Annotated in this window: 27 protein-coding genes; 14 read left to right on the plus strand and 13 right to left on the minus strand. The window is 70.4% G+C overall.

Going from position 1 to position 22,534, the window contains the following annotated elements; translation table 11 throughout:
- Window positions 1-44: 44 nt before the first annotated feature.
- Window positions 45-866 carry an exodeoxyribonuclease III gene (gene xth / locus ABEA67_RS14825; RefSeq protein ID WP_345466581.1) on the minus strand — a complete coding sequence of 274 codons (822 nt, stop codon included), beginning with the start codon at window positions 864-866 and terminating at the stop codon, window positions 45-47.
- 53 nt (window positions 867-919) lie between these two features.
- The gene (locus ABEA67_RS14830; protein ID WP_345466662.1) at window positions 920-1,501 is read right to left on the minus strand and encodes a histidine phosphatase family protein; all 582 of its coding nucleotides are present in this window, start codon (window positions 1,499-1,501) and stop codon (window positions 920-922) included.
- Between the two features lie 84 nt (window positions 1,502-1,585).
- Between ABEA67_RS14830 and ABEA67_RS14835 the strand changes: the two genes are divergently transcribed.
- Complete coding sequence (locus tag ABEA67_RS14835; RefSeq protein WP_345466583.1) at window positions 1,586-1,867, plus strand: type II toxin-antitoxin system HigB family toxin; 282 nt, start codon at window positions 1,586-1,588, stop codon at window positions 1,865-1,867.
- Between the two features lies 1 nt (window position 1,868).
- Window positions 1,869-2,285: a helix-turn-helix domain-containing protein gene (locus ABEA67_RS14840; protein ID WP_345466585.1), complete on the plus strand. Its 417-nt coding sequence runs from the start codon at window positions 1,869-1,871 to the stop codon at window positions 2,283-2,285.
- 10 nt (window positions 2,286-2,295) lie between these two features.
- On the opposite strand, the gene ABEA67_RS14845 is transcribed toward ABEA67_RS14840, so the two are convergent.
- Both ABEA67_RS14845 and ABEA67_RS14850 read right to left on the minus strand, forming a co-directional pair.
- Window positions 2,296-3,042, minus strand: a complete 747-nt coding sequence (locus tag ABEA67_RS14845) for an adenosylcobinamide-GDP ribazoletransferase (RefSeq protein WP_345466588.1) — start codon at window positions 3,040-3,042, stop codon at window positions 2,296-2,298.
- Window positions 3,039-3,710 (minus strand): metal-dependent transcriptional regulator, encoded by a 672-nt coding sequence (locus ABEA67_RS14850; protein ID WP_345466589.1) that lies wholly within the window; start codon window positions 3,708-3,710, stop codon window positions 3,039-3,041. The genes ABEA67_RS14845 and ABEA67_RS14850 overlap by 4 nt, the downstream gene beginning before the upstream one ends.
- Window positions 3,711-3,865: 155 nt before the next feature.
- Here ABEA67_RS14850 and ABEA67_RS14855 point away from each other — a divergent pair, with 155 nt between their 5' ends.
- From ABEA67_RS14855 to ABEA67_RS14880, 6 genes are all read left to right on the plus strand, one after another.
- Window positions 3,866-4,414, plus strand: coding sequence for an RNA polymerase sigma factor (locus ABEA67_RS14855; protein ID WP_425557207.1), 549 nt, complete (start codon window positions 3,866-3,868; stop codon window positions 4,412-4,414).
- Window positions 4,415-4,614: 200 nt separating this feature from the next.
- The gene (locus ABEA67_RS14860; protein ID WP_345466594.1) at window positions 4,615-4,887 is read left to right on the plus strand and encodes a hypothetical protein; all 273 of its coding nucleotides are present in this window, start codon (window positions 4,615-4,617) and stop codon (window positions 4,885-4,887) included.
- On the plus strand, window positions 4,884-5,654 hold the full coding sequence (locus ABEA67_RS14865; RefSeq protein ID WP_345466596.1) for a transcriptional regulator: 771 nt from the start codon (window positions 4,884-4,886) through the stop codon (window positions 5,652-5,654). The genes ABEA67_RS14860 and ABEA67_RS14865 overlap by 4 nt, the downstream gene beginning before the upstream one ends.
- A 37-nt stretch (window positions 5,655-5,691) precedes the next feature.
- Window positions 5,692-6,963, plus strand: coding sequence for a DUF1800 domain-containing protein (locus ABEA67_RS14870; RefSeq protein ID WP_345466598.1), 1,272 nt, complete (start codon window positions 5,692-5,694; stop codon window positions 6,961-6,963).
- Between the two features lie 115 nt (window positions 6,964-7,078).
- A complete protein-coding gene (locus tag ABEA67_RS14875; RefSeq protein WP_345466600.1) occupies window positions 7,079-8,263 on the plus strand; it encodes a DUF1501 domain-containing protein in 1,185 nt (394 codons plus the stop codon).
- The gene (locus ABEA67_RS14880) at window positions 8,260-8,712 is read left to right on the plus strand and encodes a hypothetical protein (RefSeq protein ID WP_345466603.1); all 453 of its coding nucleotides are present in this window, start codon (window positions 8,260-8,262) and stop codon (window positions 8,710-8,712) included. Before ABEA67_RS14875 ends, ABEA67_RS14880 begins: the two co-directional genes overlap by 4 nt.
- Before the next feature lie 67 nt (window positions 8,713-8,779).
- Here ABEA67_RS14880 and ABEA67_RS14885 read toward each other — a convergent pair whose 3' ends face one another.
- The 3 genes from ABEA67_RS14885 to ABEA67_RS14895 form a co-directional block, all read right to left on the minus strand.
- Entirely contained in the window at window positions 8,780-8,983 is a 204-nt protein-coding gene (locus tag ABEA67_RS14885) for a hypothetical protein (protein ID WP_345466605.1), read from the minus strand.
- Window positions 8,984-9,048: 65 nt separating this feature from the next.
- The gene (locus ABEA67_RS14890) at window positions 9,049-9,939 is read right to left on the minus strand and encodes a GNAT family N-acetyltransferase (RefSeq protein WP_345466607.1); all 891 of its coding nucleotides are present in this window, start codon (window positions 9,937-9,939) and stop codon (window positions 9,049-9,051) included.
- Entirely contained in the window at window positions 9,936-10,844 is a 909-nt protein-coding gene (locus tag ABEA67_RS14895) for a GNAT family N-acetyltransferase (RefSeq protein ID WP_345466609.1), read from the minus strand. Before ABEA67_RS14895 ends, ABEA67_RS14890 begins: the two co-directional genes overlap by 4 nt.
- A gap of 494 nt (window positions 10,845-11,338) precedes the next feature.
- Here ABEA67_RS14895 and ABEA67_RS14900 point away from each other — a divergent pair, with 494 nt between their 5' ends.
- Both ABEA67_RS14900 and ABEA67_RS14905 read left to right on the plus strand, forming a co-directional pair.
- Entirely contained in the window at window positions 11,339-11,539 is a 201-nt protein-coding gene (locus tag ABEA67_RS14900; RefSeq protein WP_345466611.1) for a hypothetical protein, read from the plus strand.
- Between the two features lie 31 nt (window positions 11,540-11,570).
- A complete protein-coding gene (locus ABEA67_RS14905; RefSeq protein ID WP_345466614.1) occupies window positions 11,571-12,320 on the plus strand; it encodes a monofunctional DNA glycosylase in 750 nt (249 codons plus the stop codon).
- 21 nt (window positions 12,321-12,341) lie between these two features.
- Here the strand turns inward: ABEA67_RS14905 and ABEA67_RS14910 are convergent, their stop codons facing one another.
- The 3 genes from ABEA67_RS14910 to def are packed head-to-tail and all read right to left on the minus strand — an operon-like array spanning window position 12,342 to window position 14,576.
- Complete coding sequence (locus ABEA67_RS14910) at window positions 12,342-12,956, minus strand: hypothetical protein (RefSeq protein ID WP_345466616.1); 615 nt, start codon at window positions 12,954-12,956, stop codon at window positions 12,342-12,344.
- A gap of 16 nt (window positions 12,957-12,972) precedes the next feature.
- Entirely contained in the window at window positions 12,973-13,929 is a 957-nt protein-coding gene (gene fmt / locus ABEA67_RS14915; protein WP_345466618.1) for a methionyl-tRNA formyltransferase, read from the minus strand.
- The gene (gene def / locus ABEA67_RS14920) at window positions 13,926-14,576 is read right to left on the minus strand and encodes a peptide deformylase (protein ID WP_345466621.1); all 651 of its coding nucleotides are present in this window, start codon (window positions 14,574-14,576) and stop codon (window positions 13,926-13,928) included. The genes fmt and def overlap by 4 nt, the downstream gene beginning before the upstream one ends.
- Window positions 14,577-14,701: 125 nt before the next feature.
- On the opposite strand from def, the gene ABEA67_RS14925 reads away from it, so the two are divergent.
- The 3 genes from ABEA67_RS14925 to ABEA67_RS14935 all read left to right on the plus strand — a co-directional run bounded on the left by ABEA67_RS14925 (window position 14,702) and on the right by ABEA67_RS14935 (window position 17,025).
- Window positions 14,702-15,874 (plus strand): tetratricopeptide repeat protein, encoded by a 1,173-nt coding sequence (locus ABEA67_RS14925; RefSeq protein WP_345466624.1) that lies wholly within the window; start codon window positions 14,702-14,704, stop codon window positions 15,872-15,874.
- A gap of 78 nt (window positions 15,875-15,952) precedes the next feature.
- Entirely contained in the window at window positions 15,953-16,375 is a 423-nt protein-coding gene (locus ABEA67_RS14930; RefSeq protein WP_345466627.1) for a hypothetical protein, read from the plus strand.
- Window positions 16,376-16,497: 122 nt separating this feature from the next.
- Window positions 16,498-17,025, plus strand: a complete 528-nt coding sequence (locus ABEA67_RS14935; protein WP_345466630.1) for a hypothetical protein — start codon at window positions 16,498-16,500, stop codon at window positions 17,023-17,025.
- Between the two features lie 47 nt (window positions 17,026-17,072).
- Here the strand turns inward: ABEA67_RS14935 and ABEA67_RS14940 are convergent, their stop codons facing one another.
- Together ABEA67_RS14940 and ABEA67_RS14945 are read right to left on the minus strand one after the other, a co-directional pair.
- Window positions 17,073-18,140 carry an alpha/beta hydrolase family protein gene (locus ABEA67_RS14940; RefSeq protein WP_345466632.1) on the minus strand — a complete coding sequence of 356 codons (1,068 nt, stop codon included), beginning with the start codon at window positions 18,138-18,140 and terminating at the stop codon, window positions 17,073-17,075.
- A gap of 61 nt (window positions 18,141-18,201) precedes the next feature.
- Window positions 18,202-19,176, minus strand: a complete 975-nt coding sequence (locus tag ABEA67_RS14945; protein WP_345466635.1) for an alpha/beta hydrolase family protein — start codon at window positions 19,174-19,176, stop codon at window positions 18,202-18,204.
- A gap of 161 nt (window positions 19,177-19,337) precedes the next feature.
- On the opposite strand from ABEA67_RS14945, the gene ABEA67_RS14950 reads away from it, so the two are divergent.
- On the plus strand, window positions 19,338-19,898 hold the full coding sequence (locus tag ABEA67_RS14950; protein WP_345466638.1) for a hypothetical protein: 561 nt from the start codon (window positions 19,338-19,340) through the stop codon (window positions 19,896-19,898).
- A gap of 65 nt (window positions 19,899-19,963) precedes the next feature.
- Here ABEA67_RS14950 and ABEA67_RS14955 read toward each other — a convergent pair whose 3' ends face one another.
- Window positions 19,964-22,492 (minus strand): polynucleotide kinase-phosphatase, encoded by a 2,529-nt coding sequence (locus ABEA67_RS14955; RefSeq protein ID WP_345466640.1) that lies wholly within the window; start codon window positions 22,490-22,492, stop codon window positions 19,964-19,966.
- Window positions 22,493-22,534 lie beyond the last annotated feature (42 nt).

Raw genomic sequence — 22,534 nt, forward strand, 5'->3', positions numbered from 1 at the left:
AGCCAGCGACCAGCTTCCAGCGGCCAGCAGAGGCGGGGCAGGCCCTATTCGGTGGGGGGAGTCTCCTGCAGGCGGGTCGAGAAGGTCGCCAGCACGGGGGCGTGGTCGGAGGGGCGCTCGTGGGTGCGGGGGCCAGTGTCCACGGTGCAGGACTGGCATTCAGCAGCCAGGGCGGCGGAGACGAGCACGTGGTCGATTCTCAGGCCCCAGTTGCGTGGGAAGGCCAGCCGCCCGTAGTTCCACCAACTGAAGACGCGCTCGGGCTGGGGCAACAGGCGGAAGGCGTCGTGCAGGCCCAGGGCGAGCAGGTCGCGGAAGGCGGCGCGTTCGGGTTCACTGACCAGCACCTGCCCCTCCCAGCGTTTCGGGCTGTGGACGTCGCGGTCTTCGGGGGCCACGTTGAAGTCGCCCATCACGGCGAGTCGTCTGTGCCGCGTCAGTTCATCCCGCAGCCAGTCGCGGACGGCCGCCAGCCATGCCAGCTTGTAGGCGTACTTCCCGGAGCCGACCGCCTGCCCGTTGGGTACGTACAGGCACACGACCCGCACGCCGCCCACCGTCGCGGCCAATACCCGGCGCTGCTCGTCCGCGAAACCAGGAATGCCCACCTGCACGTCCGTCAGCGGCAGGCGCGACAGCAGCGCGACCCCGTTGTAGGTCTTCTGCCCGGAAAAGGCGGCGTGGTAACCCAGCGCCTCCAGTTCCGCCAGGGGAAAGCGGTGGTCCTCCAGCTTGGTTTCCTGAAGGGCCAGCAGGTCGGGCCGCTGCGCCTCCAGCCAGGCGATGACCTGGGGCAGGCGCACGTTCAGCGAATTGACGTTCCAGGTCGCCAGCTTGAGCGGGGGCCGCGTGGGGGTGGCGGGCATGGGGGGATGATGGCATGGGAGCGGCCAGCGGCCAGCTTCCAGCAACCAGCAGGTCAGGGGAGGTCGGGGGGCACGCGCAGTTCGGCCAGCCACCACGCGCCGCCCGCCCGCCGCAGCGTGGCGACGCCGCCCGGCCTGACCTCGGCGGCGCGCAGGCCTACCGTCAGGCGCAGGGCGGCCAGCAGCGGCCCCGCGTGGGTAAAGGCGACCACCTCGCCTGCGTCAGGCAGGGCGGCCAGCCAGCCCTCCAGCCGTGCGTGAAGGGCCAGGCCCGTCTCCCCTTCCGGCGGCCCCCGGTCGGAGGTGGGGTCGGCCAGGGCGTCAATCCAGGCGCGGGGCGCTTCCCCGTGGGCGGCTTCCAGCTCGGCCCAGGTGCGGCCCGCCATCACGCCGAAGTTGGCCTCTGCCAGCGCCGGGACCGACCGCGCGTGGGGGAACCCGGCCAGCGCCGCCGTCTGCCGGGCGCGCAGGCTGGGGGAGGTGAAGGCCAGGGCCGACTCTGGCAGCCTCAGCGCGCGGGCGAGAGCTAGGCCCGTCTCCGATAGGGGCGCGTCCTCGTCAGAGCGCGGATAGCGGCGCTCGGCATTCGGGAGGGTGGGCGCGTGGCGGATGAGGTGGAGGGTAAGGGGCGAGATACAGCCACTCTAACCGGGCAGCGGACACCCAGGACACGTCCGGCCCGCCGCCTTATTACAATATGCGATACTGTGGCAATGGGGATGAACGTTCTCACCCTGAGTACCCTGCTCGCCTTCGGGGAAGAGCATCCGGATGCCGCAGCGCCGCTCCGGGCCTGGTACCGGCACGTCCGTTCCCGGGAGTACGGCTCTTTTGCCGAGGTCAAGGCCGACTTCGGCAGCGCCGACTGGGTGGGCGGCCTTATCGTGTTCGACATCGGGGGCAAGAAGTACCGCCTGATTGTCCGGCCCAATTTCGTGGGCAAGCGGTTTTATATCGAGGCCGCCCTGACCCACCGGCAGTATGACCACTGGAGGCCCTGAGATGACCAACTTCTCCGAACTCTCGCGCACCTGGCAGCACCTGCACGCCCTGGCCCCGGAAGCGTTTGCCCCCATCGAAAGCGGCGACGATCTGGCGCGCGCGACCATCTTTCTGAAGGCGCTCGACGCCGAGATAGGCGAAACGCCAGGGCATCCGCTGGCCGACCTCGCGGACACGCTGATGCACCGGATCATGGCCTATGAGGCGGAGCATTTTCCTGTTCCCAAGGCGGATGGTCCGGCCATGCTGGCCTTTTACCTGGAGCAGAACAACCTGACCCAGCAGCAACTGGCCGAGGCGACCGGCATTCAGCAGAGTACCCTCAGTCAGTTGCTGCACCGCAAACGCGCCCTGACCGCCGACCACGCCCGCGCGCTGGGCCGCTACTTCGGGGTAGAGGCAGGCCTGTTTCTCTGACCGCCGCGCCTCACCCCCGCCCCCACGCATACGCCCCCAGCGCGACCAGTTCCGCCGTCACCACCAGCAGGCCGTACACGTCGCCGTTCAGGCCCCCACCCAGGCGCGCGGCGGAGAAACGGGCGGCCAACAGCACGGCCACCAGCGCGGCCAGGGCCGCCGCCCACGCCCCCGGCAGCAGCAGGGCGGGCAGGGCCAGCACCAGCGCCGCGCCCCAGCGTCCCTCGCGCGAGCGTGCGCCCAGCGACTCCTGCCGCGCCGCCGGGTAGAGGTTTATGGGCAGCAGCACCAGCCCCCGCGCGACCACTGCCGCGACGACGGGCGCGTAGGCGGGAATCGGCGCGGCCAGCAGGCTCCACAACACCAGCAGCGCCAGCACCCCGGTCGCCAGCCCGAAGGCCCCCACATGCACGTCGCGCAGAATCTCCAGCCGCCGCTCCGGGCTTTTCATGGCGAAGAGGGCATCGGCGCTGTCCACCAGCCCGTCGAAATGCAGCATCCCGGTGACGGCCAGCCACGCCCCCACCGCAAGGGCCGCGCGCACGCCCTCCGGCAGCGGCAGCGGCAGCCACAGCACCAACGCCACCAGCCCGCCCACCGCGTACCCCGCCAGGGGGTAATAGGCGCTGGCCCGCGCGAAGTCGCCCTCGCGGACCTCGCGGACGTGGGGCAGGGGCAGCGTGGTCAGGAAGGTCAGGGCCAGGTGCGCGGCCTGAAGCTGCCGCCGCCAGCCGGGGCGGGGGGCGGGGGTGGTCAATCCCGGTCTCCGTGCACCTGCACCTGCGCGGCCACCGCCAGGGCCAGGGTGAGGGCCTCGCCACCCCGCAGCGTAACGGTCAGAGTGCCCAGCGGCGCGTCCACCTGCCGCAGCGTGACGGGCACCCCCGGCGTGAGGCCCGCCGCAACGAGTGCGCGCAGCCCCGCCGCGTCACTGTCGGGCACGCGGGCCACGGTGGCGGCCTCACCGGGCGCGAGCTGGGTCAGGCGGCGCTCGGCGCGGGTGGGCAACTCGCCCGCCAGGGTGGGAATCGGGTCGCCGTGCGGGTCGTGGGTGGGGTCGCCCAGCCAGGCCGCGATGCGCGCCTCCAGCCGTTCGGAGAGGGCATGTTCCAGCCGCTCCGCCTCCTCGTGGACCTCGTCAAGCGGCACGCCCAGCGCCCGGTGCAGGAAGAGTTCCAGCAGCCGGTGATGCCGCAGTACCTCCAGCGCGACCCGCTGCCCCTCGGCGGTCAGGCTCGCGCCCTGATACGGCGCGTGGGCCACCAGCCCCTGCTCGCTGAGTTTGCGGAGCATCCCCGTTACGCTGGCGGGCATCACACCCAGGGCGTCGGCCAGGGCCTGCGTGTTGACCTTGCCGCGCTGCCCCAGCAGGTACAGGTGCTTGAGGTAATCCTCGGCGGAGGGAGAGAGCGCGCGGGCCGTCATGGGAGGCAGTTTAGGTCAGGGGTCCGGCGTGGGGGTTAGGGGTGAGTGGGAAGTGGTCAGTGGTGAGTGGGGGTCGTGAAGGCTTTCACGGTCTACCTTCTGCCCTCCCCGGGAACTTTTCCCCCCCTCCCCGCCTCTTACCCTGTGAGGTGGCCTTGAACGACCTGACGGACGCGCAACTGGTGCGCCTCGCCGCGCAGCCCGGACCTCACCGGGAGGCGGCCTTCGAGGCGCTGGTGCGGCGGCACGCGGGCCGGGTTCACCGGGTGGCGGCGGGAACGGTCGGGGCAGGCGCGGCAGACGACGTGGTGCAGGAGGTGTTTATCAGCGTGGAGCGGCATCTGGGGGGCTTTCGGGGCGAGGCGCAGTTCACGACCTGGCTGCACCGCGTCACGCTGAACGCCTGCCACAAGGCGCTGGCTGTCCGCCGTCACCTCCCGCTGGAAGACGCCCCCGAACCCGTGGCCCCCCACAACCCGGTCCAGGCAGGCGAACAGGCCGACCTGCGCGAACGCCTCGCCTGGGCCATGCGCCAGCTTCCGCCCGAGCAGCGCGACGTGCTGACCCTGCGCGAACTGTCCGGCCTGGACTACGCCGAAATCGCGGAGGTGCTGGGCCTGGAACTGGGCACGGTCAAAAGCCGCCTGAACCGGGGCCGCGCCGCCCTGCGGACACTCCTGAGCGGAATCGGGGTGACGCCGTGAGGGGGCGGCCAACCCGTCTCAAAGACCCGTGCCGAGGCCCTTTTCCCCTCCCCCTTGACTTGCAAAGCTGCGCAGCAGAGGGGGGAGGCCGGGACTCGTAGAGCTGCTTGCAGAGGGGGTGAACGGGCATGGCACCCCCAGCCCCCTGTGTCCCCACTTCCCCGATATTCCCGCCCACCCCCCAACCAAAGGCCCTACCCATGAATGACGCCGAACTCGACACCCTCCTGGCCCACGCCCGAAAAGAAACCCCCGCCGACGCCGGGGCCGCCGACCGCTTCCTGGCGTGGCACCGGGCAGAACAGGCGGGCACCGCTCTCCCCTCCCCCGCGCCACGCTCCCGCGCCCGGTGGTGGCCCGCGCTGCTGGGCGCGGCGGTGCTGACCGGGGCGCTGGTGCTGCGGCCCGCGCCCGACCTCCCCGCGAGTGCCGCTTACGACGCCTACCAGGGCGCACTGGGAGAGGGCTGGTGAGGCGAACGCTGCTGCTGGCCGGGCTGCTGCTGACCGGCGCGGCCCACGCTGCCGACGTGGACGACCTGACGGCGGCGCTGCGGCAGGCGCGCACCCTGGCGGCCCGCGGCACGGCCGAGGTCAGCGTGTTCTTTCCGCCCCGCGCCGTGCCCACCCGCACCGCCGCCACGCTGCCCGCCGTGCCCTTCCGCCCCGCCCTGATTGCCGCGCACTTCACCGTCACGCGGACAGACGCGCCGCCGGTCGCGGGCCGGGACGTGACCCGCTTCGACCTGGTGCCGAAAGTCGGGCAGGCCGCCCGCTGGACGCTGTGGGTGGACCGGGCCTGGAATGTGCCCCTCGCCTACGAGGAACGAATGCCGGACGGCACCCTGGCCCGCCGCGCTGCCTTCACGCAGGTGCAGCCCCAGGCGGTGAAGGTCAAGCGGGGCGTGCCTGCCATTCCCGCCGGTCTGCGCCCCGCCGTCCTCGCCGCGCTGCCGGGGTTGCGCCTCCCGCCGGGCTTCGTGCCGACGGAGGTCAGGGTCAGGCCCGCTGGTGGCCTGGAGGTCACGCTCAGCGACGGGGCCAACGTCCTCGCGCTGGTGCTGGCCCCGCGCAATGTCCGTGCTGCGCCCGGTGTCGCCTCCCGCCGCGTGGGGGACGGGTTCGTCTGGCTGGTGGGCAACCTGCCTGCCGCGCCGCTGCGCTCGGCCCTCGCGGGCATCAAGTCGGTGGACCTCGCGGGTCTGGGAACTTTTCTGGCTCCCGCCGCCTCCAATCCCTGAAGCCTCCCCACGCCTCATACCTCTTTCCGGAGAAGCCATGCCCCTGACCCCCTACGCCCCCAAACTCACGCCCGAGGACGCCGCGCACCTGCTGAGACGCACCTCCTTCGGGGCCAGCGACGCGCAGATTCGTGCGCTGGCCGGTAAGGACGCCCGCGCGGCAGCCCGCGGCCTCCTGAACTTCACGGACGCACGCGCCCCCGGCAACCCCTTCGACCCCATGCAGGGCGCGACGCCCGGCGCGGGCATCCAGCTCACGCGCGGCGCGTGGCTGTTCGAGATGATGTACGGCCCGCACCCGCTGCGCGAGAAACTGGCGCTGACCTGGAGTAATCACTTCGTCATCGGCACCGACAAGGTGCGGAACATCCCCATGCTGGCCGCCTACCTGAACCTGCTGCGGCGGCACGCGGCAGCCCCCGACTTTGCCCGCTTCGCGCTGGAGGTCGCGCAGTCGCCCGCCATGCTGCGCTACCTCGACAACGACCAGAACCGCAAGGGCAAGCCCAACGAGAACTTCAGCCGCGAGTTGCTGGAACTGTTCACGACCGGCATCGGCCACTACACCGAGGACGACGTGCGCGAGGGCGCGCGGGCGCTGACCGGCTGGACCTTCGAGGGCGGGCGCGGCAATCAGAAGTACCTGGAGGAACCCCGCTTCGTTTTCCGGGCGAACCAGCACGACACGGGCCGCAAGACGTACCTGGGCCACAGCGGGAACCTCAGCGGCGAGGACGTGGTGCGCCTGGCCGCCACCCACCCCCAGACCGCCGTGTTCGTCTCGCGCAAGCTGCACCGCGCCTTTGTCCGCGACACCCCCGACGAGGGGGCAGTAGCCGCCAGCGCCGAGACGTTCCGCCGCACGAACGGCAACATTCGCGCCGTGCTGGAGGAACTGCTGTCCAGCACCCACTTCTACGCCCCCGAAAACCGCGCCGCCGTCATCCGCAGCCCGGTGGAATTCATCGTGGGGGCGGTGCGGACGCTGGGACAGCCGAAGCTGGAAACCAAGCAGATGCTGAACCTCGCCCAGACTGCCGGAAAGATGGGCCAACTGCTCCTCCAGCCCGACACCGTGAAGGGCTGGGACGGCGGGCGCGAATGGATCAACGACTCGACCCTCCTCACGCGGATGCAGGTCGCGGCGGCCCTGACCCTGGGCGGCCAGGCCCCGAAGCTGGAACAGCAGCCCACCCCCCTGGCCCTGCTGGGCACCGAACGCAGCCTCCTGCGCGCCGCGCTGGACGGCCTGGCCCCCAAGCAGCGCACGTACCTGACGCTGATCAGCCCGGAATTTCAGCTCGCCTGAAGCTCTGAGCTATGAACCATCACCAGAAAGCTTCGGCTTGTGGCTTTAGCCCTCTTTTTCATAGCTCATAGCTCACGGCTCATGGCCCCTTTTCACAGCCCCCCCGAGGTTCCCCATGTCCCCAACCCGCCGTGAATTCCTCAAATACTCCGCCCTGGCCGTCGCCGCGACGAGCGGGATGCCCGGTTTCCTGGCGCGGGCCGCGACGCAGGCCGCCGGGTCAGGCAACACCAAAACGCTGGTCGTGATTCAACTGACCGGCGGCAACGACGGCCTCAACACCCTGATTCCGTACTCCAACGGCGCGTACTACGCCGCGCGGCCCAACATCGCGATTCCCAAAAAGGACGTGCTGACCCTCACGCCGGACCTGGGGATGCATCCGGCCCTGAAGCCCCTGATGGGCCTGTGGGACGGCGGGCACCTCGCCTGGATGGAGAACGTGGGCTATCCCAACCCCAACCGCAGTCACTTCGCCAGCATGGCGATCTGGCACACCGCCGACCCTACCCAGGCGCAGGCGGAGGGCTGGATCGGGCGCATCGCGGAGAAGATTGGCGACCCCTTCTGCGCCTCCAACCTGGGTGGGACCACGCCGCAGGCCCTGCGCGCCGCCGACTTCAGCCTGCCCAGCATCGACGGGGTGGACAACTTTCAGGTCAAGCTCCCGGCGGGGCTGGACGCCGCCTTCGGGACCATGCTGAACACGTCCCGCGCGGGCGAGGCGGCTTACCTCCAGCAGGCCACGCGGCAGATGCTGACCAACACCCGGCGGGTGCAGCAGAACGTCGGCAAGTACCGCACGGGGGCCACCTACCCGGAAGGCAAGTTCGCCGCCCAGCTCCGCGACGCCGCGCGCCTGATTGCCGCTGGGACGGGCCAGCGGGTGCTGTACATCACGCTGGGCAACTTCGACACCCACGCCGGGCAGCGGGCCGAGCAGGATGAACTGCTGGGCCAGCTCGCGGCGGGCCTCGCCGCCTTCCAGGCCGACCTGGAGGCGCAGGGCCTGGCCGACCGGGTGCTGGTGATGGGCTTTTCGGAGTTCGGGCGGCGGGTGGCCGAGAACGCCAGCGCGGGCACCGACCACGGCCAGGGCAGCGTGATGTTCGCCCTGGGGCGCGGCGTGAAGGGCGGGATTCACGGCGACAGTCCCGACCTGGAAAACCTGTCGCTGGGCGACATCCGGTACAAGCAGGACTTCCGGGGCGTGTACGCGGGCGCGCTGTCGCGCTGGCTGGGGCTGGACGCGCGGGGCATCCTGGGCGGCGACTTCGCCGGGCCGGGGTGGGTCGCGTGACTGGGAAGCAGGTGCAGATGCTGGGCGCGGCGCTGGCCGGGCTGGTCCTCCTGGCCGCTCCGGCCACCCTCGCCATGCCCCGCTACCGCCTGATCGCCGCCCACCAGCTCGGCTACGACCGGGACGACCCGCTGTGGGAGCTCTCGCGCACGGTCATGCCCTGCACCACCTGCCACCTGCGGCCCCAGGGCGGGCAGGGCTGGAACACTTTTGGCGAGAGCCTGCGTGCGGGCTTCCGCGCCGAGCCGGGCGCGAAGTTTGCCGACGTGCTTTACAACGTCCTGAAGGCCGACGCGGACGCCGACGGCGACGGCTACCCCGACGCCCTGGAGTTCTACGCTCGCACGCTCCCTGGCGACCCCCAGAGCCACCCCGCGAAGCCTGTCGCCCAGCTTCAGGCCGACTTCGAGAAGGCGGGTGGGATGGCGCAGTACGCGCCGAAGAAGTAGTACTCACCCGCTCCGGCAAATAAAACCCCCGCCAGAGCGGGGGCCGAGGTTGGGAGGGGAAAGGGCTTCAGGCGGCGAGTTCGGCCTGAATCACTTGGAGGCGGCGGCCGCCCGCCAGTTGCTGCACGATGGTGTGCCGCAGCGCGTTCGCGTTGTCCAGCCCCAGGTCCTGAATGAGCCGCACGAAGTCGATGCGCTCGTAGGGGTGTTCGCTGTCGTTCTGGGCGTAGAAGAAGTAGGCGACCAGTTCCTCGAAGGTCAGCGGCGACATGACTTAATGTACTCTTTATTTCTGACCTGTCTATGACAGTGCCCCGGCGGAACCTCACCCCGGCTTCAGAGCCTCCTCTCCCAGGTCACCCACATCGGTTCGGAGGCGTAGCCGAGCCGGGTATTCACGCGTAGCATCGGCAGGTTCAGCACGGTGCCGCCGGTTCCGGCCAGCGTGTGGCCTTCCGCCCTGGCCCAGGCCAGAGCCGCAGCCTTGAGCGTGGTGGCGATGCCCTGGTTCCGGTGGGCACGGGCGGTCACGGTCTGCTCGCTCTCGACGCTGGAGCCGCGAGGAGTCAGGCGGGTGCTGGCGACGAGTTCACCCCGGAGGCGCATCACGAAGGCCACCTCCTCCCGCTGCACCGTGGCGCGCAGTTCCTCCGGGCCGAGGGGGTCCGGCGTGGTCGTGGGGTTGCGGGGTGCGTCCTGCACGGCCAGGTTGGAGAGCGCGTGCAGGGTGGCCCAGTCGGCCTCCGGTGCGGTAGGCCTCAGGCGCTCGACCTCGTACCCGGCGAGGTAGAGGCGTTCTTCCCGCGGCAGGAAGGGGATGGGGTCGAAGCGCGTCAGGTCGAGGTGCGCCCCCCAGGACTGCCAGGCGTTGCGAAAGCCTGCCGCGTGAAAAAAGTGCATCGTCTCCGGCCAGTCCTCGCGCGTCACGCCCAGCAGGCGGCGGGCACCGGCGGGCAGGCGGGTCAGCAGGGCCAGGTAGAGGGGCGTGAAGGCCGCCGGGTCGCCCGCCAGGTCGAGCCGCAGCGCGTCCGGGGTGGCGGGGCCGAAGGGCGACAGGTGCGCGGTGGCGACCACCTCTCCCCCGCGGTCCGCGACGAGGCGCAGCCGGGCTGGGTCAGTCGAGACATGGAAGCGGTCCGGCGTGTACGTCCACTGCCCACGTACCCCTGCCGTGACCAGGCGGGCGACGGCCGGCGCGTCGGCCTCACGGAAGGGGCGGACGTTCATGCCTCGCGCTCCCAGGCGAGCCAGTCAGGTTCGATGTTCGCGCCCAGGCGGCGCAGCACTCCCAAATACGCCGTGTCCCGCCCGCTGCCCGCCACATTCAGGAAGCCCAGCCCCTGCGCCTGCAACTGCCGCGCCACCCGCGCCAGCAGCGCCGTCGCTATCCCCTGGCGACGGTGGTCGGGGTGAACCACCAGCACCGCGTTCCAGGCATTCAGCCGCGACCGTTCCGGCAGGGCGAGGCCCACGACCTCCCCGGCCTGCCGGGCCAGAAAGGCCGCATCCCAGAGGGCGTCCTCGTCTATCAGCGTCTCGGCGGCGGGGGGAATGGTGGGGGGCGCGCTTATCTTGTCACCCCGCGTGAGGGTGTACAGAGCATGGAGGCGGGGGTCATCCCGGTACGGCGCGGCGGGTTCCAGCGTGTAAGCCCGCGCGGCCAGGTCAGCCTCCAGCCGGGCCGGGTCCGCCGACCAGCCCTTCAGGTGAAAGCCCCCGCCGAAGGTGCGGTGAACCTCGCGGAAGCCCAGGGCGGGGAGGTCAGGCCAGGTTGGGAGGTAATCCTCGCGGACACTGGTCCACAGGCGGAAACGTCCGGCAGCGCGGGCCTGCGCGGCCAGATGCGCCAGCAGTGCGGCCGTCGTGCCGTCTGCGCGGTGGTCGGGGTGCAGGTGCAGCCCCAGCCAGGCGTGCGTGGGATGAAAGTCGGGGAGCCGGAACGTGCCCAGGCCGCCCGGCTGGCCGCCCGTTTCGGCCAGCACATAGCCCCCAGGATTGCGGGCAAAAGCGGCCGCGAACTGCGCCCCGGTGCGGTGATAGTGCGGTTCCTGTGTGCCGTTATGCAGCAGCGCGGCGAAGGGGGCATCGGCAGCCGTGGCCGGGCGCACGGTGGGAGAGGGGGAATCAGACACATCGGCATGGTGCGTGAACCGGGGGATTGGACGCGAATCCAAGGACTAGGCCGAATGGCGTAGGGCTGCATATGCGGCCAGACTTAGAAGAACCCAATACGACTGTGGCGGCACCTCCCCCATGCAGACGGATTCATACTCAGGTCACATTCACATATTGACTTGACAGGATTACGCTCATGCCGTATTCTTCTGTCACCGGAATGGGAGCGTCGTGGTACGCTCGTCCACCTGCCCGGAGGGACCTCACCGCGGCCCCAACTTCAGATTCAGTCAGTGCCCCCGCCGGGAGAAGGTGGGGGTACGTGCTTTTGGATGCCTGCTGGGGGACTAGGGGAAAATCCGAGTGCATAATTTGACTTCCCCTGCATCCCACGCTATAGTTTTTGACATCACCGCCCAAGAGGGCGGCTTTTTTATTGCCTGCTCTCCTCTAAACGTCCCTTCACGTCCGTCTCGCCCGCCGCCGTACGGTGGACGGGCAGGCTGGGGCCATGAGCGACGACGCGCAGAAGAAGCCCTACGACCCGGCCAACAGTTCGCCCGCTGAGGGCCAGAGCCACCCCATCCCCGAGCAGGAACGCGGTCAGGCCCCGAACGAGGACCCGGCCGCCAAGGACCAGCCCGCCGAGGGGGGCCGCGCCGAGGAAGCGGACGTGCCGGGAGCCGACCTGCCCACGACCACCCGTGACTGAAGCGTCCGTACCCGGAGATTCGGGGCTGAACATGGCCCGCCCGGAGCCGGAGCGGGCCGAACTGCTGCGCTGGATGTTCGAGCGGCTCCGCGCCGAGTACGGTGTGCGGCCCCTGGTGGCGCGCCGCGCGCCGATGCACGAACTGATCAGCACCATCCTCTCGCAACGCACAACCCACGCCGATGAGGAGGCCGCGTACCAGGAACTCCTGACGCTGGGCGACTGGGACACCATCATAGAGGCCCCCACCGACGCGGTCGCCCACGCCATCCGCCGCAGCAACTACCCCGAGCAGAAGGCCCCACGCATCCAGGCCACCCTGCGCGCCATCCGCGAGCAGCGGGGCGGGTACGACCTCGACTTTCTGGCCAACCTGCCGGTGAAGGACGCCCTGAAGTGGCTGACCGACCTGCCCGGCGTGGGTGTAAAGACGGCCTCGCTGGTGCTGCTGTTCAACTTCTCGCGCCCGGTCTTTCCGGTGGATACGCACGTTCACCGCGTCACCACCCGTGTCGGCGTGATTCCGCGCATGGGCGAGCAGGCCGCGCACCGCGTACTGCTGGGGCTGCTGCCCCCCGACCCGCCCCTGCTGTACGAGCTGCACGTCAACCTGCTGCGGCACGGGCAGAGGGTCTGCACCTGGACGCGCCCCAAGTGCCCGGTGTGCGTGCTGCGTGAACGCTGCGACGCCTTTGCCCTGTACGGGAACAACGTGCCGAGCTTCGGGGAGCAGAAGGCGGGAGGCGGAAGGCAGAAGGCGAACGGCCCGGCTGGCCTCTAGCCTTCTGCCTTGCCGCCGCCCTCAGCCCCGTTCCCGCTCGCGCAGCACCAGTTGCACCAGCCCCAGCACCACCAGTTCGGCCTCCTGCGGGCGGACGGGGCGCAGTTCCTCCACCACGAAGCGGCGGGAGAACAGGCTGCGGCGCTTGCGGACGCGGAAGGCGGGCCGACCGGCAGTGTCGGTGACGGTGTAGGTCGGATTGACCAGATAGTCGAAGCCCACTGCAATGACGTCCCCCACCAGGGGCACCGCGCCGATGACGCCCTCCAGCACGCCCAGCCAGGGGTGGTCGTCGCGCAGGGTGAACTCGGGCTGGCCGTCCGGGCCGAGCAGGTCGTAGCTCGCGCCCCAGAGGGTCCGCATCCCTTGCGCCTGGAGCGCACCGACCTCCGAGCCGTCCATACGGCGGATGACGCGCCTGGCCCGCCAGTCCAGCGCCCCGGTCATCAGCCCCTGCGCGCGGATGCTGTGGGTCTGGTGCTGCCTGGCCTCGTCGGCATATACGCGCACCTCGTCGCGGATGCTGAACAGCTTGGCCCCCACGACCGCAACCAGCCGTCCCTGCGCGTCCGTGACCCGCAGGTCGGTGCGGAGGCTGAAGCGGAATTCCAGGGTCAGGGGGAAGGTGGGGTTCACGCAGAGGGGTACGCGCTCAGGCGGGGGCCGGTTCCCAGAGGTCAAAGCGTGTACCCGCCGCAACTCCCACCGCCTGCGCCCAGACCCCGGCCGACTGTGCCCGGCGAGCCTCCGGCTGGACCGTCTCGACGCGCACGGCTCCCTGCCCGCAGGCGACGGTCAGCCCGTCCGCGGCCACCCGCAGCACCTCGCCGGGCTGGCCGCGCCCCTCCGTGACGCTCAGGCCGCCCAGCTTGAGCCGTGCGCCGTTCAGAAAGGCGGTGGTCTGCGGCCAGGCGGCCACGCCCCGGTAACGGTTCACGACCGCCTGCGCGTCCTCCTGCCAACGCACGAAGCCGTCCTCCTTGACCAGCATGGGGGCGTGGGTGGCCGCCGCCTCGTCCTGGGGCGTGGGCGTGAGGTCCGGCAGGCTGGAGAGGGCCTCCACGATCAGGCGCGCGGCCTGGGTACCCAGGGCGTCGGCGAGTTCAAGGCTGGTCCATTCGGGCGCGATGGGCAGGGCCTCCTGAAGCAGAATCGGCCCGGTGTCCATGCCCACGTCGGTCTGCATGATGGTGGTGCCGGTGACGCTCTCGCCGCGAATGAGCGCCCACTGGATGGGGGCCGCCCCCCGGTAGGCGGGCAGCAGGCTGGTGTGGGTGTTCAGGAAGCCGAAGCGGGGCACGGCGAGCAGCGAGGCGGGCAGAATCTTGCCGTAGGCGCAGGTGACGGCCACATCCGCGCCGCTCTCGCGGAGTTGCGCCTCGAAGGCGGCATTGCCCCGCAGCTTCTTCGGCTGGGCAAGGGGCAGCCCCAGTTCGGCGGCGCGGGCCGCGACAGGGGGGGGCGTAAGCCGCAGGCCCCGCCCCACCGGTTTGTCGGGCTGCGCCACCACCAACACCACCTCGAAGTGTTCGCGGATGGCTTCCAGCACGGGCAGCGCGAAGGCGGGCGAGCCGAAAAAGGCCACGCGGGGGGCGGCGGGCACGCTCAACCCTGCCGCTCCCGGCGCACCTTCTCGGCCTCGGCGAGGTCGTTCAGGAACTGCTTGGCCTTGCGCTGCATCGCGGCGAGTTCCTTGCGGTGGTCCTCCGTGACCTCGGGGGGCAGGCGGTCGAGGAAGAACACGCCGTCGAGGTGGTCGGTTTCGTGCTGGAAGACGCGGGCGAGGTAGTCGCCAGCCTCCAGCGTGCGCTCCTGGCCGTCCAGGTCGGTGTAGCGCACCTGCACGGCGCGGGCGCGGGGCACGCCTTCCTCGTAGATGCCGGGGATGCTGAGGCAGCCTTCCTGATAGGCCCGGTCCTTTTTCTTGTCGGTGACGGTCAGCACCGGGTTCAGCATCACGAACTCGCGCAGCACGCGGGACTTGAGGGGCACGTCCTGGCCCTCGTTCTCCTCCTCGTCATCCTCGTACTCCACGGCGACGAACATCCGCACGGGCAGCCCAATCTGGGGCGCGGCCAGCCCCACGCCACGCGCCTCGAACATCGTCTCCAGCATGGTGTCGGCGACCTCGCGCACGGTTTGCGGCGGGGAGCCAGGCACGGTCAGGGTATCGGTCGGCTGAACGGGCCGGGCCTTGCGGCGCAGCACCGGGTCGCCGTACAGGCGGATGGGGTAAACGCGGGGGGCCTCGGCCATATCACTCCGTTTTACCAGAGGCCCGCGGCCGGGCGCACGTCGCCGCGCACCTTCAGGCTGGCCGAAGCCCGCCCGGCCACTTTTCTCACCTCTCCCCCACCCGGCCCTCCTAGGGTCAGGGAACCATGCCGACACGTTCTGTCCTGACCCTGACCGCCGCCCTGCTGGGCAGCTTCGCTGCTGCCCAGACAGCCCCGCAGACCACCCCCCCTGCGCCCACCCAGACCGCCGCGCCCCAGCAGGTGGCCGGGCAGACGGCGGAACAGGCCGCCGCGCAGGCCCGTGACCTGGCCGAGCGGGCACGGCGGACCTACCCCAAGGGCAGCGCCAGCATCGACCAGCCGCTCTGGAAGCAGGCCGCCGACGCTGCCGAACAGGCCGTGCGCCTCGCGCCGCAGAACCCCGAGTACCTGAAACTGCGTGCGCAGATCTACACGGAAGTCGGCTTCTGGAAACAGGCCGAACTGGGCTGGAACGCCTACTTCCAGGCCGCACCGCAGGCGAGCCAGGCCGACCGGCAGCAGGCCGCCGCCGTCCAGTACAACCTGGGCTACGCCGCCTACACCCGCAACCAGCCGGACCAGGCCGCGCGCTTCTTCGCCGCCTGCCTTGACCTCGACACGCAGAATGCGGATTGCGCCACCTGGGCCGCCCGCACCGCGCTGGAGGCCGGGAACTACGCCCAGGCCCAGACCCTGTACGCCCGCGCCCTGCAACTCAAGCCCGGCGACAAGACGCTGACGTACTTCCAGAACCTGGCCCAGAACGCCAGCCGCTACGGCCCCGCCGCCACCCGCGCCTTCAGCCGCGCCTACGTGGAGCTGGACGCGGGCCGCAAGGCGGAGGCGCTCGCGGGCTTCCAGGAAGCCGCCCGCACCGCCCCCAACTTCGTCGAGGCCTGGCGCGAGGCGGGCCGTCTGGCGCTGGAACTGGGCAACGCACAGGCCGCCCTCACCGCGTACCAGGGGGCCGCGGCGCTGCCCGGCGCGACCGCCAGCGACCGCTACAACCTCGCGCTCGCGCAGGAAGGCCAGCAGTTCGGGCTGAAGGCCGTGCAGACCTTCCGCAACGCCTACGCGAAGTACACGGCGGGCGATAAGGGGGCGGCGGAGGCCGGTTTCCTGGAAGCCACCCGCCTGAACCCGCAGTACGCTAAAGCCTGGGCCTGGCTGGGCCGCGTGCGCTACGAGGCGAAGAACTACGCCGGGGCCGCCGAGGCTTACGGGCAGGCCGTGCAGCTCGACCCCAACGACAAGAGCAGCGCGTATTACCTGCGGCTGGCGCAGCAGGGGAAGTAAGGGGAGAAGGTTATCCCCCTGGTCGAAGAGCTGCTGTCCAAACTCACAGAGGACACCGAGGAAACCTGTGACGCGCTCATGGCGCTGGGTTTGCTTCTGGAGGCTCGCCACGCCCGGCGGCCTGCGGGCGACGACGGGGGGCTGGCAGAGTTGCTCGGCTACGAGCTGGCTGCCGTCTCCCTCTCTGATGAGGATGCCTATGCCGCGTTGGCAGGTCTGGAAACCTATGTCCGCAGCCAGCCTGTTCCAGACAGCGGCGCACTGTGGGCCTTGGGCAAAAGCGCCAACCCACGGGTCGTCCCCGTCCTGACCGAAACTTTGTCGCGCTTCCTGCACGAGCCAGAGCATCAGGTCGTGGCCGAGCAAGCCTTGACCAGCCTGCTGCCTTTTGACGAGCTACATGCACGGGAAGCCGTCCGTCAAGCGGCCCGTGAGGGCCAGGGCAACGTTCAGGAAGATGCCCTGGCCTTCTTGAGGGTGCAAGGATTGACAGAAAAGTAACGCGCTCTTCTTTAGACGAGATTGAGGAGGCTCAGGGGAGGGATGCAGTTGTCAGGCTGCCCCCTTCGCTCCTCCTCATGCGGCTTCACCCGCCCGTCAGCCTCAGCGCCTACGCTGGGACCATGCGTTCCGCTCCCCTGCTGCTGCTGCCCCTGCTTCTCGCCGCGTGCGGGTCGCGTGACGTGAAGGCCCCCGACGCCTATGACCTCAGCGGCACCATCGGCGGCGACTGGGGCCAGAATCCGCACCTGCGGCTGGCGCTGGTGGGGGCGGGCTTTCCGAACGCCGTCACCAACGACGGCAACCAGCCGCAGAACGTGGTGTCCACCGGCGCTAACACCTGGGCCTTCGGCTTCGACCTGCCGGACGTACCCTCGGTCGCCGGGGTCTATCAGGTGGTCGTGTACAACGACACGAACAACACCGGCACCTACAACATCGGGGAGCCGTTCGCGCGCAACCGCCAGTGGTTGGTCTACAGCACCTTCAGCGGCGACATCCCCGCCGTCACCCTGCCCGGCAACGGCGAGGAAGTCACGCCCGCCATGACCGTGAAGCGTGGCTGGAACCTCTACAACCGCAACTTTCCCCTGAGCAGCACCAACCCCAGCCCGGCCGAGAAGGTGACGGGGTACGACCTCAGCCGCTGAAGTTCAGCGCCCCGAAACGCTGCCCGTGAGGCGGCGTTCTTTTTGGCCTACAGATTCGCCTTGAAAAACGCCACGCTCCGCCGCAGCGCCAGCCCCAGGTTCCGGCTGAGGTTGTGGTTGTCGCCCTCGTAGCGGTAGGCCTCCACGCTCTGCCCGGCGGCCCGCAGGTCGTGGGCGAGGGCCTGCTGGAAGGCGTAGGGAACCTCCTCGTCCCCCGTGCCCTGCTGAAGCTGGATAGGCCGCCCGTTCAGGTCTTCCAGATAGGCGTTGGGACTGAGGGCACGCAGATACCGGCGGTTGAGGGGGTCCAGCACGCGCTTTTCCTCGTCCGGGGGGTGGTTCCAGTCGGTCGCCAGCACGTCGTAACTGGCGACCACGCCCGCCCACAGGGAGGCGGCCCGGAGGTCGGGGTCCACCAGCATCGCCCGCAGCGAGAGTTGTCCGCCCATGCTGTGGCCCCACAGGCCGAGGCGCTTCGCGTTCACCCGCGGGTCTTTTTTCAGGCTGGCGGCGGCGTTCAGCACGTCCACCGTGTAGCCGGGGTCGTTGTAGCCGCCCAGCGCCTGCCCTTCCGAGTCGCCGTGGCCGCGGTAGTCGCTCTTGAGGGTGACGAACCCCGCCCGCGCGAAGGCGTCCTGATAGGCCACATATCGCTCGGTGGTGCGGTACTTCTCCGGCGGGATATAGCCGTGGTTGAAGACGATGGCGGGCCACCCTCCCTGCGGCGGCGTGCCGTCGGGGACCGTCAGCAGGGCGTAAATCTTCAGCCCGTCCGACTGGTAGCTCACCACCTGGCGCGTGTAGTTCACACCGGGACTCAGCGTCCGCACCACCGTCAGCTTGCTGCCGGGATACTCCCGCGCCCGCAACGCCTGAATGCTGATGGGCTGCCGCGCCACGAAGGCTTTCAGAGCCGCGTCCGTCACCTCACCCAGCGGCGTGGTGGGGAGGGTGTCGCTGGGGGTGTCGGACTTGGGCGTATCCGGTTCGCCGGTCGAGGCCGTCTGCGTGGCGCTCCACGGGACCCGGAAGGCCAGCCTCTCCGGTTGCGTGAAGGCGAGGTAGGCCGCCCCCGCCGCCAGCAGGAGCAACACGAGCTGAAGCCATCGCCTCACGAAGAGTCGCCGACGGCCCTGAAGCGGCTGGCTGCTGGTCGCTGGAAGCTGGCCGCCCCCCTCACAGCCGCTCCTTGAAAAAGGCCACGCTCCTCGCCAGGGCCGTGTTCAGGTTGCGGCTGAGGTTGTGGTTGTCGCCGGGGTAGACGTAGCTCTGCACGGGCTTGCCAAGCGCCTTGAGCTGCCGCGAGAGCGACTCGTGGAAGCCCACCGGCACGTCCTCGTCGGCGGTGCCGATGTGAAGCTGGAGGGGCGCGCGCAGGTCCGGGAGGTAGGAGTTGGCGCTGAGTTTGTTCCAGAAGTCGGGGTTACTGGCGGGCGTGCCGTATTTCTCCACCGCCTTCTTCCGCAGGTTCAGCACCCGCTGGGGGATGGAGGCCGGGGCCTTGTGCGGCCAGTCGTTCATCATCTGGTCGTAGTCGCCGACCACGCCGGCCCAGATGACGGCCGCCTTGATGCCAGGGTCGATGACCAGCGCGCGCAGGGTCAGGAAGCCGCCCATGGAGTGCCCCCACATGCCGATGCGGGCGGCGTTCACGCGGGGATCCTTTTTCAGGCTGGAGAGCGCGTTCATCACGTCGGTGGTGTAGCCAGGTGCGTAGTAGCCGCCGAGCGCCTCCCCCTGGCTGCTGCCGTGCCCGCGGTAGTCGCTCTTGAGGGTCACGAAGCCCGCGCGGGCAAAGGCGTCCTGGTAGGCGACGTAGCGTTCAGTGGTGCGGTACACGTTGGGCGGAATGTAGCCGTGGTTGAAGACGATGGCGGGCCAGCCTCCCTTCGGCGGCGTGCCGTTGGGCACGGTCAGCAGGGCGTCAATCTTCAGCCCGTCCGACTGGTAGCTCACCACCTGCCGCGAGTAGTTCGCGCCGGGACTCAGGGTCCGCACGACCGTGAGTTTGCTGCCGGGGTAGGCCTTCTCGCGGGCGGCGGGAATGCTCATCTGCGCGGCATCCACTGCGGCCAGGGCCGCCGCCGACTGGGCTTGCGCCGGGGAGGAGACGAGCAGCAGGGCCGGGAGCAGCAGCGCACGGGGCTTCATCTGCCCAGGCTAGTGGGCCTGCCCGCCGCACAAGGGATGCCCTCCCACCATGTGGCCCTCCAGGCAACACGGGTCAACCCCCGGCCTACCCCCCCGGCTTTCAAATCCGCCTTGCCCGTCTCCTCATCTGGGAAAGGGACGATTCCGGGAGAGTGTGACCTATGCAACATATTCTGTTTCCGACGGTGGCCGCCGCTGACGCCTTCATTGCCGACCTCCAGCAGCGAGGCGTCGCGCGGCCCGAGGTGGGCAGCATGCACCTGAACCGCCGCACGGCCCCGGTAACCAGCGAGACGACGACCACCACGACCACCGAGTACGCGGGTGACATGGGCGGCGGCACGGCGGAGGATGCCGGGGCCGGGGCCGTCAAGGGCACCGTGGCGGGCGCGCTCACGGGCGCGGCGGCGGGGATCATCGGCACGGCGGCCACGGTAGCGACGGGCGGCCTGGCGCTGCCGGTCATCCTGGGCATGACGGCGCTGGGCAGCGGCGTGGGTGCGGCGGTCGGCGGCATCGGCGGCGCGGCGGGCGTGGACGAGACCGGCGACGGCACCATGTCGGGCTACGAGGTCGAGGACACCCACTACGACCGGATGCAGTCCGCCGTGGAGGGGGGCGGCCGGGCCATCGCCGTGGACGACAACGTGCCCCAGGACGTGCTGGAAGAGGCCGTGCGCCGTCACGGCGGCCAGTTCGTCAGCGGCAACGCCGCGATGTAAACCACACCCGAAGGCGGGCGGGCTGAAGCGGGAAAAGCTTCAGCCCGCCCGCCTTTGTTCTCGGCTCACAGCCGCGCGTCGATGGGGTCACTTTCCAGCGCCAGCACGCCCAGCACACACTCGTGGACGCGGGCGGTCCCGGCGCAGTCCACGAAGCGCGAGAGTGCCTCCAGCCCCAGGTGAAACTCGCGCAGGGCGCGGGCGCGTTTGGCCCCCAGATGGCGGGCACGCAGGCGGGCGAGGTGTTCCGGGCGGGTGTACTCCGGCCCGTAGATGATGCGGAGGTACTCGCGGCCCCGCACCTTCACGGCGGGTTGCAGGTTGCGGCGCTCGGGGTCGAGGAAGGCCAGCGGCTTGACCACCATGCCCTCCCCGCCCGACGCGGTGAGAGCCTCCCACCACGCGGTCGCCTCCGCCTCACTCGTGGCGTCGCCCAGCGTGACGAGGCGGTGCACGGTCCAGCCAAAGAGGGTCGGGGCAGCGTCCGCCAGCCGCCCCAGCGTTTCCAGGTGCCAGAGGTGGTCCCGGTCGGTGTGGACCCGCCCCTCCGAGGCGAGAAGGTGAAAGGGCAGAATCCGCACGTCCTCCGGTCCCCCCACCCGGCGCACGTAGGCACGGTAGGCCTCGCGGTAGGCAGCGAGGTCGTGGGCGCGTTCGCGGGTGCGGTCCAGCAGGTCGCCCACAGCCACACCCCGGCCGGCCGCCGCTTCCAGCGCAGTCACGGCGGCGGGCAAGGCCGCGTTTCCTGCCGCACCCACCGCCGCGTACTGCCCCCGGATGAGTTCCCCGGCCTTCAGACTCCAGGGCAAAATCTCGGCGTCCAGCACCAGCCAGCCCGTGTCCAGCGTCTCCCACAGGCCAGCGGCGGTCACGGCAGCGCGGGCGCGGGCCAGCACGTCCGCCTCCCACTGTGCCGTCTCCCCCTGGGGCTGGAAGAAGGGCCGCCCGGTGCGGGTGTAGATGCAGCCTGTCCCGCTTTCCACCCCGAAGCGCGAGCGGGCCGCGGCCTCGTCGCGGGCGAGCACCAGCACGGCGCGCGACCCCATGTGTTTTTCCTCGCACACAACCTGCGACACGCCCTGCCCCCGGAAGTAGGCGAAGGCTTCCGCCGGGTGTTCCAGAGACCCTTCGCGCGCGCTCGTCTCCACCGGACTCATGGTGGGCGGCAGGTACACGGCCCAGCGTGGGTCCACGCCGAAGCGCGAGAAGGTTTCCACCGCCGCGGCCCGCTCGCCCTCCCTAACCAGAATCCCGCCGAAGGTGCGCGTCTCGATGCGGCCTCCCTTCAGGAAGTCGGCGAGGTCGAGCGTCTCGCCGTCCGGCTCCGGCTCGGCGGGCGCGAGGGGGCGGGCGGGCACGGCGTACTGGGCGTGGGCGGGTACGCTGACCAGTTCCATTTCCGGGTAACGCAATGCGGTCAGCGCCCCACCGAAGGCGCAGCCGGTGTCTATGTTCAGCGTGCGGTTCACCCAGCGGGGCTGGGCGACCGGCGTATGGCCGTAAATGACGGTCGCCGCGCCCCGGTAGTCGGCGGCCCAGTCGCGGCGCACGGGCAGGCCCAGTTCGTCCTGGCTGCCGTCCACGTCGCCGTAGAGGGCAAAGCTGCGCACCCGGCCCGACGAGCGGCCCTGATAGCGCTCGGGCAGACCCGCGTGGGCCACCACCACCCGCCCGCCGTCCAGCACGAGGTGGCTCACCAGCCCGTCGATAAAGCCGCGCACTTCCCGCCTGAACTCGGGTCCGGCCTCCTCCAACTGCGCCAGCGTCACGTCCAGGCCGTGCAGGGCCTTCACCGCCTTGCCGTCCAGCGCGCGCTTGAGCTTCTCGTCGTGGTTGCCGGGCACGCCCAGGGCCGCGCCCGACCGGACCATGTTCATCACCAGCCGCAGCACGCCGGCGCTGTCGGGGCCACGGTCCACCAGGTCGCCCACGAAGACGGCGGTGCGGCCCGGCGGGGGTGTGGCCTGGTCGCCTTCCACCCCATAGCCCAGCCGCGTCAGCAGCTCGCGCAGTTCGGGCAGGCACCCGTGAACGTCCCCGATGAAGTCGAAGGGGCCGGTCAGCTCCTTGCGGTTGGTGTAGAGGGGCACGCGCGACACCCGCGCTGCGTCCACCTCCTCCTCGGAGTGCAGCACCCAGACGTGGCGGAAGCCCTCCTTCTGGAGGCCGCGCAGGGTACGGTGCAGTTCCGAAACCTGCCGGCCGATGACCTCCGGGCGGAAGTCGCGGTCAGTCCGGGCCGTGTGCCGCGCCTCCAGCACCGGGCGGGGCAGGTCCAGCACGATGGCGACGGGCAGCACGTCATGCGCCCGCGCGAGGTCCACCAGCCGCCGCCGATCGTCCGGGCGCACGCTGGTCGCGTCCACCACTGTCAGCCGCCCGCGCGTCAGCCGCTTGCCCGCCACGAAAAACAGGCTGTCGAAGGCGTCCCCGGTCGCCTCCAGGCTGTTCTCGTCGTCGCTGACGAGGGCGCGGAAAAAGTCGCTGCTCAGCACCTCGGTGGGGAGAAAGTGCCGCGCAGCGAAGGTGGACTTGCCCGCCGACGACGCGCCGACGAGGGCGACGAGGCAGAGTTCGGGGAGGGGGATGTTCATGCGGGGACCTCAGGGGATGATGCTCGCACACAGGAGGGGCAC

It is taken from the genome of Deinococcus carri (assembly GCF_039545055.1).
In the GTDB taxonomy this organism is placed as follows: domain Bacteria; phylum Deinococcota; class Deinococci; order Deinococcales; family Deinococcaceae; genus Deinococcus; species Deinococcus carri.

Excerpts from the sequence above, each read along its gene's own strand:
- xth (WP_345466581.1), bottom strand. The coding sequence starts at position 866 with ATGCCCGCCACCCCCACGCGGCCCCCGCTCAAGCTGGCGACCTGGAAC.
- ABEA67_RS14885 (WP_345466605.1), bottom strand. The coding sequence starts at position 8,983 with ATGTCGCCGCTGACCTTCGAGGAACTGGTCGCCTACTTCTTCTACGCC.
- ABEA67_RS14950 (WP_345466638.1), top strand. The coding sequence starts at position 19,338 with ATGCAACATATTCTGTTTCCGACGGTGGCCGCCGCTGACGCCTTCATT.
- ABEA67_RS14930 (WP_345466627.1), top strand. The coding sequence starts at position 15,953 with ATGGCGCTGGGTTTGCTTCTGGAGGCTCGCCACGCCCGGCGGCCTGCG.
- ABEA67_RS14840 (WP_345466585.1), top strand. The coding sequence starts at position 1,869 with ATGACCAACTTCTCCGAACTCTCGCGCACCTGGCAGCACCTGCACGCC.
- ABEA67_RS14925 (WP_345466624.1), top strand. The coding sequence starts at position 14,702 with ATGCCGACACGTTCTGTCCTGACCCTGACCGCCGCCCTGCTGGGCAGC.
- ABEA67_RS14905 (WP_345466614.1), top strand. The coding sequence starts at position 11,571 with ATGGCCCGCCCGGAGCCGGAGCGGGCCGAACTGCTGCGCTGGATGTTC.
- ABEA67_RS14935 (WP_345466630.1), top strand. The coding sequence starts at position 16,498 with ATGCGTTCCGCTCCCCTGCTGCTGCTGCCCCTGCTTCTCGCCGCGTGC.
- ABEA67_RS14945 (WP_345466635.1), bottom strand. The coding sequence starts at position 19,176 with ATGAAGCCCCGTGCGCTGCTGCTCCCGGCCCTGCTGCTCGTCTCCTCC.
- ABEA67_RS14835 (WP_345466583.1), top strand. The coding sequence starts at position 1,586 with ATGAACGTTCTCACCCTGAGTACCCTGCTCGCCTTCGGGGAAGAGCAT.
- ABEA67_RS14860 (WP_345466594.1), top strand. The coding sequence starts at position 4,615 with ATGAATGACGCCGAACTCGACACCCTCCTGGCCCACGCCCGAAAAGAA.
- ABEA67_RS14870 (WP_345466598.1), top strand. The coding sequence starts at position 5,692 with ATGCCCCTGACCCCCTACGCCCCCAAACTCACGCCCGAGGACGCCGCG.
- ABEA67_RS14955 (WP_345466640.1), bottom strand. The coding sequence starts at position 22,492 with ATGAACATCCCCCTCCCCGAACTCTGCCTCGTCGCCCTCGTCGGCGCG.
- ABEA67_RS14900 (WP_345466611.1), top strand. The coding sequence starts at position 11,339 with ATGAGCGACGACGCGCAGAAGAAGCCCTACGACCCGGCCAACAGTTCG.
- ABEA67_RS14890 (WP_345466607.1), bottom strand. The coding sequence starts at position 9,939 with ATGAACGTCCGCCCCTTCCGTGAGGCCGACGCGCCGGCCGTCGCCCGC.
- ABEA67_RS14850 (WP_345466589.1), bottom strand. The coding sequence starts at position 3,710 with ATGACGGCCCGCGCGCTCTCTCCCTCCGCCGAGGATTACCTCAAGCAC.
- ABEA67_RS14875 (WP_345466600.1), top strand. The coding sequence starts at position 7,079 with ATGTCCCCAACCCGCCGTGAATTCCTCAAATACTCCGCCCTGGCCGTC.
- def (WP_345466621.1), bottom strand. The coding sequence starts at position 14,576 with ATGGCCGAGGCCCCCCGCGTTTACCCCATCCGCCTGTACGGCGACCCG.